Here is a 12123-nt window from a genome sequence, read left to right on the forward strand (position 1 = left end):
GCGATGCATAATGCAGGGACTTTATTTTTGAAGCTGATCATTCATCTTTTTTCGCTTCTTTTCATTTTTCCCGCAATTTTGTTCTCCATTCTGGTGCTATGCTTGACGGATAATGTGAAATCCGGAATGGTTATGCTTATTTCTGCGTTGATTCTTCATGTTATTGTGAAAATAAGCGGCTACTCGCATTATTTATCACAAGGTGATCAAAAATATCGAATAGACAGGCGAGAAACCGAAATATTTAGTGAGTTGTCATATGAAAAAGAATCCCCGCCGCCACTTGTGGACATCTATCGTGAAATTGATTGTTGGAATGGGGAAACTGAGGCATTATACCGCATGATTCGAAATCGTGAACAAGCTAATTACTCGGAAGATCGTACTGAACGATGCGCAGAATGCAAGCATAATAAGTGCGGAAATAGGCATGAAGATTAGAATGGGCAAAGCAGTCAAATGGATGATCAGAAAATATTACCAGCCATATTAATAAATATTAATGACGTTATGCCCCTGAATTCATATAAGATATGCGAAAGATATGTAAACAGGGAGGTTATATGATCATGGAAAAGAAACGCTGCTTATTCTGTTCTGAGATCGTACCCATCGAACAAAAAGGTGAGTATGAGCGCTATTTGGGCTGCAACTGCGCACCGGGAAGTTATTACAGTTTATTAAGAGATAGTTACCTTGCTATTAACTCATTGTCCTATCCTATAAAAAATAAACGTTTTCCCATTATATCGGGGTACATTAGAGAACAAATAGATTGTGGTGAAAAGATTACTCTAACAATTGATGACTTGGAAACGATTGAGAAAGCACCAAATATTCCGCTTACAATTGAAGATAAAGAAGCACGGCTTCTTCAATATTTATATCGGCATTCCGATGATCCTGGACAACCGATCGTCATTCAGCCGCTTTCGCAAAATTTTAATTTAACTTATTCTCCAAACCTGCAAGAGCTCGTGTACATTGTGGAGAAACTAAGGGAAGCTCAATTGATTGTTAGAGAAGGCATTACTTTTAAGCTTACAGAGAAAGGATGGAATGAAGCAGCAGCAAGAGCAGGTGGAAGGAAGTTGAAAACCTGCGGTGTACTGCTCCCAGACAATCAGCCATTGCGAGCGGAATGGTTTGAGCATGTATTTCCGAAATTAGAGCAGTTTGGTTATTTGCCGTTTATGTTTCAACAATCAGATACAGGCGGCAATGAAAATCATTCCATAACGAAGCTGGCTGAAAGCAAGCTTATCATTGCGGATATTACAAGTCATTCACCGGAGGTTTATTTTGCAGCTGGGTATGCGCTTGGCGCAAATGTTGAGGTCGTGTGGACGATGAATAGTACACAGGAGGACGAGCTGTGCGTTCAGCCGGAGTCCATTAGGCCAATGATATGGGATGATGCGGGGGACCTTGCTGCGCTGCTTCAACAGCGGCTGAGCTTTAAGAAATAATCTATAGAATCAATACACAAAACACACGCTTAAAAAGGTGTGTTTTGTGTTATTTATGTTAACCTACGTCTAGCTGCACATCGTGGCAGGTTTTAAGGCGGCATTAAAAGCAGCTCGATTTTCCCATAAGAATGAGTGTATTTGGTTAGACTCATCAAAGAAATGCTCCTGCTCATCCATGTAATCTTCACCTAATCCATGTATGCTAAATCGATCCTCACTGTTATTCATTAGAGTCCACTGTCCTCCACGTTTGCGATCTGCGAATACAAAATAAAATTTTTGACCGGTTGCATCCCACTGGGCTAGTTGCTTAAAGTTTTCTAAAATAAATGCAATATCATTTTTCTTTTTGATCAACATGGTTCATCTCCTCTTTCTTTATAAAAATAATTGTCATATTAGCGTGTATGCTTGCATAAGAACAAGACAAGGATATACGATTTTATCAGAAAAGTATGTCAAACGGTAGGAACGATTTATAAGATTGTTTGACGAATATTGGCGTACTTGATATATGGTGAAATCAGTTATACTATAAATGTCAAATAACATCAGCAGCGTAAAAGAAAGGATGTTTGTAGATGAGTATTTATTTTGCACTTTTACGAGGAATTAATGTTGGCGGCAATAATATGATAAAAATGGCTGAGCTTAAACGAATGTTTGAGGAGCTTGGCTTTGCACATGTGCAGACGTATATTAACAGCGGGAATGTCATTTTCGAATCAAACGAGCATGCAAACAAACTTGAAGAGACAATTGAGAAGCAGATTAGTGAAGTGTTTGGATTTAATATCGCTGTAATACTGAGGACGGCGGATGAACTTGTAAGCATTATTGATAAATCACCATTCAATGCAGCTGAGCTAACCGAAGGTCAGAGTATACATCTCACTTTATTAAAAGAAGCGCCTACACAAGAACAAATTAATAATTTGCCTGATGTAGACGTAGGCAGTGATGAATATTACATAAGCGGCAAAGAAATTTATGTGCTTTATCGAAACAGTATTCTTGATTCCAAGCTGCCCAAAAAATTTCAAAGTTTAATGCCAGCTACAGCTCGAAACTGGAAAACAATTATGAAGCTTGATGCGATGGCAAAAGCATTAAAATAAGTACAGTGTTAGAACGAAAAAAAGGATAGGGCACTATTCTTATAAAAAGAATAGACCCCAATCCTTTTTAACATTAATGTTTATTAACCGTTAGCTGCTTCATCTTCAACGTTCAGTTGCCACAAGATGCCAAGCTTGTCCTTTACTTGGCCGTAGCATTTGCTCCAGAACGTTTCTTGGAGTTCCATTAGGACCGTACCGTTTTCCTTCAGTTTATGAAAAAGCGATGTTACTTCATCTTTATCTTTGCTGACGATCGAAAGGCTTATATTGTTTCCTTCAATAAAGGGCATTCCAGGGAATACATCAGAAAACATAACATTGCTGCCTAAAATGTTTAAGCGAGCGTGCATGACTAAGTTTTTTGCTTCCGCAGGAAGGGGATATTCTGGGTTTGGTGGAATATCGCTGAAAGTAGTGAAATTTGTAATTTCAGCCCCAAACACTTGCGCATAATATTCGACCGCTTCACGACAATTCCCATTGAAATTCAAATAAACATCAACTGCCATTTTATTCACTCCTTCATGATTATTGGCTCATTTTTGCTCCAATTTTTTCATTCCAATTGTATCATTAGATGGTCTGGAATCAAATTTTTTTTGGAAAATTAAGATGTTATTTTAGAAAAGGCTAGGCAGGATAACAAATAGAAAAACAATAAGAATGATGATACTGCTTATCCGGCTCATTAGTATGTAAGCATCGCTAGGTTCTGAATTACCTTTAACCATCCAGCCGTATCTCATGTACCAACCGAACTTAGGGAAGAAGATATTAAGGAATGCAATGATGACAAAAAGGATAGCAAACAATACCACAAGGATCAGCCCCTTATTTGTGTATTCGCAATTAAATGAAGGAATTAAGAAAGTTAATAAAAGATGATCGGTATTTCTTTTATCAATACGGGTTAGACCTTCTGTTTAGTACCCTTTACCATAACCAGTGCCAACTCCGCCAACGCCACCGTATCCGCCAACTCCGCCAAATCCGCAACTGCAAGCGATAATCACCAAGAGAATAAAGAGGACTAAGATGATTCCTAAGCTCGAGAAAGCTCCACCAACGTGACCAGACATTTTTCAATGCACCTCCTTACGTTCTGTGTACTGTGTAATTTATGCTGGATGGGTACTTGTTGATTGGGTGTTTGTTACGTAGTCAAATGATTCATGTCATTAGCCTAGTTATAGGTTAGACAGAAGCGAAAAAAGAAGTATGACTGTCATTGGGGTGAGAAACTTGAACATGAAAATGCATTACTTTATAATGTGCTTAATAGAAATACAATTCATAATATGATGTTTAAGCCGCATAAGCGGCTGAAGGAGCGAGTGATATGAGTACTGCAAATCGTGGAGTTAATATCGGACCTCCTAGATTTAAAATAGCGGTTCATTCCATTGTCTGGTTAGCGCAGAGCGGCAGCATCTTATCAAGTGCGATGATTGCTAATCAGGTGAATTCGCATGCAACTTTTATGAGAAGAGTCATGCAAGCATTAGCGGCAGCCGGCATTGTGGAATCAAAGGGCGGTAGAGAAGGCGGATATATTTTAAGAAAAACAGCGAATGAAATTACATTAGGCGACATTTACGCGGCAGTAAATACATGTACAGCTGGACTAGAAGGTGATGGCAATTGTGGAGAAACAGGCCATAAACTGGACGTAGAGCTGGAAAAAATTCTGTTTGAAGCTGAGCAAAAAACGATTGATTACCTTCGACAATATACTATTAATGATGTGATGGAACGTGTAGATTTTTTTGTCGTTTAATTTTTTCAACAAAGTACTAGTCAAACGTTTTGAAACGAATTATAATGTGCTTAAATGAGTTGCAGTTAACACTGCACTTTTATTTTTGTATTATATGTGCTTATGACAAGCACAGTTAACTTTGAAGATTATGGGGGTATGACCTAAATCGGAAATAACACAGTAAGTATTAAATATTTGAAAAGTTTAGTCTGTTTTATAATGTGCCTTCATAGGTTGCATTAAACGAGAAAAAAGGAGAGTCTACAATGGAAATATTAGCGTTGGTATTGCAGGGACTATTAGGTTTGATGTTTTTGATGGCGGGATTCGGTAAAATATCGGGGTCGAAGATGCATGTTGACGGCTTTAAGCAATGGGGATTGCCGCAATGGTTCCGAGTTGTAACGGGTGTCGTTGAATTAATCGCTGCCATTGCTTTAATTATTGGATACTGGGAGCACAGCTGGGCAGCGGCTGGCGCGTTACTGCTTGGCGTTACAGCTATCGGAGGTACATTAACTCATGTACGTGTAAAAGATTCTTTCAAACAAACTTTCCCAATCATTCTCGTAGGTGTCTTATCGTTTGTACTATTTTTTATCCGACTATCCGATTTATCTGATTTTCCTGGGTTTAACTAAGCTGTATTAGAGTAAACATAATTACGTAATCTTCATATCTATTGTGAATAACAAACAAGGAGCCATCACAAGTGATGGCTCCTTTGCTGTTCATTAGTGTTTTAGTATGCTGACCAACCGCCATCTGCGGTAACTACAGTGCCGTTGATAAAACTAGAATCATCTGAAGCTAGAAATAAAGCAACGCTCGCAATTTGTTTCGGATCTGCCGCTTCTCCGCGCTGTAAGGACATACCAGCCATTGCTTGTTCGATACCAAATGGATCAGCATGTGTCATACCAGCACCAATGTTTGTTGCAACAGCACCAGGCGCGATAGCATTACATCGAATGCCGAGTTTGCCATATTGGAATCCTACATTTTTGGTTATGCCAACAACAGCATGCTTGGAAGCCGTGTAAGCAATGCCTGCGCGTGAACCAAATAAACCGCCGACAGAGGCTGTGTTAATAATGACGCCATGGCCTTGCTTCGTCATGAGGGGAATAGCTTTGCGAATAGCTCTCATAGGACCAGTCACGTTAATGTCCATTACTCTGTTCCACATTTCATCGGTAACGGATTCTGCTGGCAGCATTTGATCCATAATACCTGCATTATTTACTAATATATCAAGTTTGCCGAAATCATTTACTGCAGTGTCAATCATTCGGGCAACGTCTTCTTCCTTTGTAACGTTTGTAACTACGCCTTTGGCTTGTCCACCAGATGAATTAATTTCCTCAACAACAGAAGTTACTGCCGCTTCATTAATATCTGCTACAACTACTTGAGCACCTTCTTGTGCGAATAATAAAGCCATTTCCTTGCCCATACCTGACGCTGCACCTGTGATTACGGCTGTTTTTCCTTGTAATTTCATTTGTATCATCCTCTCGACTAGGCAGATTGGTTCTTACTTTATTTGACGACGTCCTGTCGTATATACTTAGGATAACAAGTTAAGTGATTATTACTATGACATTTCGAGTCAAAATGTCGTTTAAGGTATAAATTAGTTCAACAAGCATGTGTATGAACGAGGGGCTGAGCAAATGACAAAAGTGTACAATACCTTAGATGTACGTGGTGTCCGCACCCGCACATTTCTCAAAGAAGCGCTGTTATCACTGATGGCTGTCAAAAGCTATAACCAAATAAAAATTAAAGAAGTAACAGAAATAGCGGGTGTAAACCGCGTGACCTACTATGATCATTTCTCAACGAAAGATGAGCTCCTTATGGAGCTTATTGAAGACGTGCTAACTGAATACGCCGATATTATTGAAGGCGTTACAGAATTTCCAGCGTCAAAGCGACCGTCCATTGAATATATGAAGACGATCAGGCTATCCGTTGGTCATATAAAAAAACATTCCGATTTCTATAGCATCATGCTGCTTGGAAATGGCGTTCTTAACTTCTCGGATCGACTACATGATCAAATGTTTGAATCTTTGCTTCAATTAGTACGCCGGATTGGGCAGCAGAATCCGGAAATTGAATCAGACCTGCTTGTGAACTGGATTGTTGGAGGGGCTATAGGAATATATAAATACTGGCTGCAAAATGGGATGCGGCAAACCGAGGAAGAAATTTCACGGCAGATGCTGAAAATAACGATGGCTTCTAGTCAGGTTTTCAATTTGCGTACATATGTCATTCCATAAGGCAATGAAAAAGCTGCCCCTTACTAGTATGGCAGCTTATAGGTGAATCTTATTTATTTAGAATGCTGTCTACCCATAAGTAACAGCTTTCTAATTGTTGCTTACTAATACGATCAGACCTGTGCTCGAACATGATCCTTACTTTATTATTTTCTTCTCTAATAATGTTCAAATAATCTTCTATCGGTGCCCATCCCTCATCGGGACTGAGCTCGGGGAGTGCAGGATGATGTCTATTTTGAATGGTATCGTTAATTTGCATGTTTGACAAATGAATCGAAGCAGCATATTTCGTATACTTTCTAAATATTTTTCTTGCATCTAACGAAGGATCTATACTCTCTTGATGAAATAGTCTTGCCGTATCCAAGCACAGCTTAATTTTTGGGTACTTTAAAAGCAAATTTTCCAAGAAATCCGTATCATAGATATACTTATTCAGTGCGTCAAACTCCAGTAATGGGGTGAAATGATATTGCTCGCTTTTTTCTGTAAGCCAGTTAAAAAGGTATTCGCTTTTTTCAACGAATTGCTCGAAAGAATAATTGCTTTCTAAAATGTATTCCGTGCTATTCGTAAATTTCCATGTATCCCAGTTGACACTGTCATCCAATAGGACTGGTTTTGGATAATGGAATAAAATATAATCAAGTGGGGCTGTTGCTAAATAATTGAGCTCTTCTTCGATATTGTTGAATGCGTCAGTTCTAATCTTATCATCTAAGGATAAAATTAATGCATCTCTTAGTCTTGAAGCATTAGCTCGCATAGGAAAATGTACTCCGATATGAAAACCTCTTTTTTTTGCTTCTTCAATAAGCTTTAAATAATCTTCATGGGTATGGAACAAACATGCTTCAATCCCATAAAAACTATCTCTAAAATCCTTTTCATATTTACGGTCATCGAATCCTCCGTATTGCCCGATCATAAATTGTTTGATGAAAATCTCCTCCTCTTCCATAGACGTCATTACAATTCGACAGAAACCCCCATTTTCCTGTTATAGTAGTCATAAATTTTTCTCTTTTATGGAAGTGGCTACTTTTGTTTAACAAGGAACAGCCCAATAACGATAATCACTAAGCCAACCCAGTTTTTCCAATTGGGGAATTCTTTTAGAAACAAGTACCCCATAATTAACGAAATCAAAATTTCCAAACACTTAGCGGCTACTAAAGTAAAGCTAAGATTCCCGGAAGATTTGAGACCATACTTTACACCATAGCCAATTGATAAATTAGCCATTAAAAAGAAGGGTAACATTAGCAATTGGAACTTTAAAGTTGACCAAAATTGGGGCTCAATATGTTTCCCTTGATAAGAAAAAATAAAATTAACTACAAACAATCCTCCAAATAAAAGCGCGAAGCTATACAGATAAGTCATAAGAACCTCCAGCTGGATGGAATTGATCCAGAATATACGCCTGAAAAAGCTGTAGATGCGGTTAAAGCAGTTCTTCCTCAAAAAATATACGAAGAACTGTTTCCAAACCGCTGATCGCTGCTGTAACTGAGGTGTCAAATCTTAAGTTAAAGGTTAGCACACGCAAGGGAGACAACAGCGCTCAGGAAATACATAGATTGGATAAGGATGCTAGAATCGAGACATTAATCTTCCGTTCGGCTGAGTTTAATTCACCAGACAATTTGAAGAAAGAAATTGAAACGGTTGTCATCGATTTTGGCACATTCCTCAAGGAGGGTTTTAAGAAAGATCGTAAGCGTGAGCTCGCCATTTCTTGCCAATCTTGCACATGAGACTGGCGGAGGCTGGGCTGCAGCACCTGGCGGTGAACTGAAGTGGGGACTGTTCTGGAATGAAAATATTGCTGGAAGAACGGGTTTAAATGAATCCGCTTTCGTGGATGAAGCAAGCAGTGCTCTCTATCCGGRCGTATCGGGCAAACGTTATTATGGACGTGGACCGATCATGTTGAGTTGGAATTTCAACTACGGCTTGTTCAGCTCTATTATTTATGGAGACAAAATTGTCCTCCTAGCACTCTGAAATCGTCGCAGCGGACGGTAAGGTTGGTTTCATGACTGCTATTTTATTTTGGATGACACCGCAGGCGCCTAAGCCATCAGCTCATGATGTTATCGTGAACAAATGGAAGCCATCGAAAGAGGATATTGCAAAAGGTTTAAAGCAGCCAGGGTTGGCATTACCATCATGGTGCTTAGTTAGAAGTGTTTTATTAATTTCTTCCAGTTTAACTTTTAAATGAAATAATCGAAAGAGATATCATACTATGCATTTTATGCAAATTTCTCTGTTTCAGATGGAGTAAGCAAATGTTCAATGACACAATATAGAAAGAAAATAGATAAAATGATTGACACAATATACGGTAGGGGGGTATAGTGTGTTTATGAGAAAGAGCAGTAAACTTCTTATACATTGTATTTTCAATACGAAGATAAAAATAAATGTTTCACATAAAGGAGATATGAACAATGAAAAATGTAACATTAAATGTTGAAGGAATGTCTTGTAATCACTGTGTTAATTCCATCGAAGGAGCATTAAAGACGATAGGTGCACAAGGAAAAGTGGATCTGGCGAGTGAATCGGTTCAAGTTGTATTCGACGAAAGTAAGCTAACACTTGAAACGATCAAGGAAACCATAGAAGAACAAGGATATGAAGTTCATTAATCGAGAAAAAAAGAGGTGATCATCATGGAAGCGACTAGCTCAGATACGAAGCAAACTTCCCTGCAAATTATTGGGATGACTTGTGCAGCTTGCGCGAATAGGATTGAGAAAGGATTAAATAAGCTTGAAGGTGTTTCGGAAGCGAATGTAAATTTTGCAATGGAACGCGCTACAGTAATTTATGATCCAAGCAAAACAAACATTGCAAATATGGAACAAAGCATACAGAAGCTTGGGTACAGCACGGCTAAGGAAAGCGTTGATTTGCAGCTAGTTGGGATGACTTGCGCAGCTTGTGCGCTTAAAATCGAGAAAGCATTAAATAAACTGCCTGGCATCACGAATGCTACCGTTAATTTCGCAATAGAAACTGCTCATGTAGAATTCAATCCTTCAGATGTCACTTTGTCAGATATGCAAAATCGAGTCGAGAAACTCGGGTACAAAGCAGTGCCAAAACAAGAGGTTGGCGATCCGGCTGAGCATCGTCAAAAAGAAATTAAACAACAAAAGCGCAAGCTTCTCATATCTGCCATCTTGTCGCTGCCGCTGCTTTGGTCCATGGTGACTCATTYTTCATTTACATCATGGATTTGGATGCCAGAAATTTTTATGAATCCTTGGTTTCAGCTTGCACTTGCAACTCCGGTTCAATTTTATGTCGGAAAACATTTTTATGTTGGAGCTTACAAAGCACTACGCAACAAAAGTGCCAATATGGATGTTCTGGTAGCTCTTGGCACGTCAGCTGCTTACTTTTATAGCCTATACCTGACAATAGATTGGGCAACGATGTCTGGAAATATGCACCACAGTCCATCCATGTATTATGAAACAAGCGCAGTTTTAATTACACTCGTTATTCTCGGTAAATTATTTGAAGGTTTGGCGAAAGGGCGTACTTCTGAAGCAATCAAGACACTAATGGGATTACAAGCCAAGACGGCGTTAGTCATTCGTGATGGTCAAGAGCTAACGATTCCTGTCGAGGAAGTGCTTACTGGAGACTTTGTGCTGGTAAAACCGGGTGAGAAGGTTCCGGTGGATGGTGAAGTCATCGAAGGTACATCAGCGGTGGATGAGTCCATGCTGACTGGAGAAAGCATTCCAGTGGATAAAAAAATTGGCGACCATGTAATCGGAGCGACGATTAACAAAAATGGTCGGTTGAAAGTGAAAGCAACAAAGGTCGGCAAAGAAACGGCTTTAGCACAAATTATTAAAGTTGTAGAAGAAGCGCAGGGTTCAAAAGCACCAATTCAGCGTGTTGCTGATGTTATCTCTGGCATCTTTGTACCGATCGTTGTTGGAATCGCACTTGCAGCTTTTGTTGTATGGTACTTCTGGATAAGTCCTGGCGATTTCGCTAATGCTTTAGAGATTGCGATCGCGATTCTTGTCATCGCATGTCCGTGTGCTCTCGGTCTTGCAACACCTACGTCGATTATGGCAGGTTCTGGTCGTGCTGCAGAGCTCGGAGTTCTCTTTAAAGGCGGCGAGCATCTCGAATCAACGCATAAAATTGATGCAATTATTTTAGATAAAACAGGAACGGTGACCAAAGGCAAACCCGAATTAACGGATGTATTTGTGGAGTCGATGGATGAAGCTGCTTTCTTGCGCCTCGTCGGCGCTGCTGAGAAAAATTCAGAGCATCCACTTGCGGAAGCAATTGTATCCGGCATATTGGCTAAAGACATTGAGCTTCCAAATGCTGATGAATTTGAAGCGATTCCTGGGTATGGCATTCGGGCCATTGTGGATGGCAAAGAGATATTAGCCGGAACTCGGAAGCTGATGGGGAAATATAATATTCAAGCGGAGCATGCTTTTGAACAAATGTCCAACCTAGAGCAAGCAGGAAAAACAACGATGTTGTTTGCGATTGATGGCCATTATGCAGGCATGGTAGCCGTTGCTGACACCATTAAGGAGACTTCGAAAGAAGCCGTTTCTCGTTTGAAGCAAATGGGGATTCAAGTCGTTATGATTACTGGTGACAATGAACGAACTGCCCAAGCTATCGCACGGCAAGTTGGCATTGATCATGTGCTGGCAGAAGTACTTCCAGAAGGCAAAGCTGAAGAAGTGAAGAAATTACAAGCACAAGGCAGAAAAGTAGCGATGGTTGGTGATGGGATAAATGATGCACCGGCCTTAGCAATGGCGGACATTGGAATGGCTGTTGGTACAGGTACAGATGTTGCGATGGAGGCTGCTGATATTACACTAATGCGCGGTGATCTGAATAGCATCCCTGATGCCATCTTTATGAGCCGTAAAACGATGGGCAATATTAGACAAAATCTATTTTGGGCACTGGCTTACAACTCGTTGGGTATTCCTATTGCAGCAATCGGATTGTTAGCCCCATGGGTCGCTGGCGCTGCTATGGCACTTAGCTCCGTATCCGTTGTGCTAAATGCACTTCGTTTGCAGCGGATGAAAGTATAACTAGCTAAAAATTCGATATTAATCAATTGATTTTCATAATAAATTTGGTTCTTAAAAAAGGTCGCCATCGGCAACCTTTTTTTTGTATCTATGTTCTTACTCTAATGATGGGTATGATTCAATCGGATTCGTGAAATCATATGGGCAGAAGGTGGGGGCATAGTGGATAAGAAAGCGATCGTTTCAGCGATAACAAAATCAAAAGGCAGGAAAAGCCTTTACCATTTTACACGAGTAAGGAACTTGCCTGCGATCATACATCATAATTCACTTTGGTCGAGCAAACATCTTTATCCATTCCATATCGGCGAGCGGCGATCAGAGGTCAAAGAAGTTAAATATTTCGAACATACGGTTGTCATT

At 39.8% G+C, this 12123-nt stretch carries 19 protein-coding genes; 12 read left to right on the forward strand and 7 right to left on the reverse strand.

What is annotated here, in order from left to right; translation table 11 throughout:
* Positions 1-441, forward strand: a 441-nt coding sequence (locus AB4Z17_RS32070; RefSeq protein ID WP_441964371.1) for a hypothetical protein, incomplete at its 5' end; no start/stop codon positions are given.
* A gap of 128 nt (positions 442-569) precedes the next feature.
* Entirely contained in the window at positions 570-1469 is a 900-nt protein-coding gene (locus tag AB4Z17_RS32075; protein ID WP_441907475.1) for a hypothetical protein, read from the forward strand.
* Positions 1470-1538: 69 nt separating this feature from the next.
* Here the strand turns inward: AB4Z17_RS32075 and AB4Z17_RS32080 are convergent, their stop codons facing one another.
* Positions 1539-1832 (reverse strand): hypothetical protein, encoded by a 294-nt coding sequence (locus tag AB4Z17_RS32080; protein ID WP_441907476.1) that lies wholly within the window; start codon positions 1830-1832, stop codon positions 1539-1541.
* A gap of 221 nt (positions 1833-2053) precedes the next feature.
* Here AB4Z17_RS32080 and AB4Z17_RS32085 point away from each other — a divergent pair, with 221 nt between their 5' ends.
* The gene (locus tag AB4Z17_RS32085) at positions 2054-2590 is read left to right on the forward strand and encodes a DUF1697 domain-containing protein (protein WP_441907477.1); all 537 of its coding nucleotides are present in this window, start codon (positions 2054-2056) and stop codon (positions 2588-2590) included.
* An 83-nt stretch (positions 2591-2673) separates the two neighbouring features.
* Here AB4Z17_RS32085 and AB4Z17_RS32090 read toward each other — a convergent pair whose 3' ends face one another.
* The 3 genes from AB4Z17_RS32090 to AB4Z17_RS32100 form a co-directional block, all read right to left on the reverse strand.
* Positions 2674-3102, reverse strand: coding sequence for a VOC family protein (locus tag AB4Z17_RS32090; protein WP_441907478.1), 429 nt, complete (start codon positions 3100-3102; stop codon positions 2674-2676).
* Positions 3103-3213: 111 nt separating this feature from the next.
* Positions 3214-3411 (reverse strand): DUF6199 family natural product biosynthesis protein, encoded by a 198-nt coding sequence (locus AB4Z17_RS32095; protein WP_441964373.1) that lies wholly within the window; start codon positions 3409-3411, stop codon positions 3214-3216.
* Between the two features lie 105 nt (positions 3412-3516).
* A complete protein-coding gene (locus tag AB4Z17_RS32100; RefSeq protein WP_441907480.1) occupies positions 3517-3672 on the reverse strand; it encodes a hypothetical protein in 156 nt (51 codons plus the stop codon).
* 260 nt (positions 3673-3932) lie between these two features.
* On the opposite strand from AB4Z17_RS32100, the gene AB4Z17_RS32105 reads away from it, so the two are divergent.
* Positions 3933-4370 (forward strand): RrF2 family transcriptional regulator, encoded by a 438-nt coding sequence (locus AB4Z17_RS32105; protein ID WP_441964375.1) that lies wholly within the window; start codon positions 3933-3935, stop codon positions 4368-4370.
* 248 nt (positions 4371-4618) lie between these two features.
* On the forward strand, positions 4619-4993 hold the full coding sequence (locus AB4Z17_RS32110; RefSeq protein ID WP_441907482.1) for a DoxX family protein: 375 nt from the start codon (positions 4619-4621) through the stop codon (positions 4991-4993).
* Between the two features lie 101 nt (positions 4994-5094).
* Here the strand turns inward: AB4Z17_RS32110 and AB4Z17_RS32115 are convergent, their stop codons facing one another.
* Positions 5095-5856, reverse strand: coding sequence for an SDR family oxidoreductase (locus AB4Z17_RS32115; protein WP_430058767.1), 762 nt, complete (start codon positions 5854-5856; stop codon positions 5095-5097).
* Between the two features lie 172 nt (positions 5857-6028).
* Here AB4Z17_RS32115 and AB4Z17_RS32120 point away from each other — a divergent pair, with 172 nt between their 5' ends.
* Positions 6029-6643 (forward strand): TetR/AcrR family transcriptional regulator, encoded by a 615-nt coding sequence (locus tag AB4Z17_RS32120; protein WP_441964377.1) that lies wholly within the window; start codon positions 6029-6031, stop codon positions 6641-6643.
* Positions 6644-6692: 49 nt separating this feature from the next.
* Here the strand turns inward: AB4Z17_RS32120 and AB4Z17_RS32125 are convergent, their stop codons facing one another.
* Positions 6693-7616, reverse strand: a complete 924-nt coding sequence (locus AB4Z17_RS32125) for a sugar phosphate isomerase/epimerase (RefSeq protein ID WP_441964379.1) — start codon at positions 7614-7616, stop codon at positions 6693-6695.
* Between the two features lie 68 nt (positions 7617-7684).
* Positions 7685-8032, reverse strand: coding sequence for an EamA family transporter (locus AB4Z17_RS32130; RefSeq protein WP_441875486.1), 348 nt, complete (start codon positions 8030-8032; stop codon positions 7685-7687).
* Between the two features lie 131 nt (positions 8033-8163).
* Here AB4Z17_RS32130 and AB4Z17_RS32135 point away from each other — a divergent pair, with 131 nt between their 5' ends.
* From AB4Z17_RS32135 to AB4Z17_RS32160, 6 genes are all read left to right on the forward strand, one after another.
* On the forward strand, positions 8164-8406 hold the full coding sequence (locus AB4Z17_RS32135; RefSeq protein WP_441964381.1) for a hypothetical protein: 243 nt from the start codon (positions 8164-8166) through the stop codon (positions 8404-8406).
* A complete protein-coding gene (locus AB4Z17_RS32140; RefSeq protein WP_441964383.1) occupies positions 8372-8656 on the forward strand; it encodes a glycoside hydrolase family 19 protein in 285 nt (94 codons plus the stop codon). The genes AB4Z17_RS32135 and AB4Z17_RS32140 overlap by 35 nt, the downstream gene beginning before the upstream one ends.
* 31 nt (positions 8657-8687) lie before the next feature.
* Entirely contained in the window at positions 8688-8876 is a 189-nt protein-coding gene (locus tag AB4Z17_RS32145) for a glycoside hydrolase family 19 protein (RefSeq protein ID WP_441964385.1), read from the forward strand.
* Between the two features lie 229 nt (positions 8877-9105).
* The gene (locus tag AB4Z17_RS32150; RefSeq protein ID WP_076265772.1) at positions 9106-9306 is read left to right on the forward strand and encodes a copper ion binding protein; all 201 of its coding nucleotides are present in this window, start codon (positions 9106-9108) and stop codon (positions 9304-9306) included.
* 24 nt (positions 9307-9330) lie between these two features.
* Positions 9331-11760, forward strand: coding sequence for a heavy metal translocating P-type ATPase (locus tag AB4Z17_RS32155; RefSeq protein ID WP_441964387.1), 2430 nt, complete (start codon positions 9331-9333; stop codon positions 11758-11760).
* 162 nt (positions 11761-11922) lie between these two features.
* A partial coding sequence (locus AB4Z17_RS32160) for a DUF7002 family protein (protein ID WP_441964389.1) occupies positions 11923-12123 on the forward strand: 201 nt, incomplete at its 3' end.

It is taken from the genome of Paenibacillus sp. TAF43_2, from assembly GCF_052113545.1.
Lineage (GTDB): Bacteria > Bacillota > Bacilli > Paenibacillales > Paenibacillaceae > Pristimantibacillus.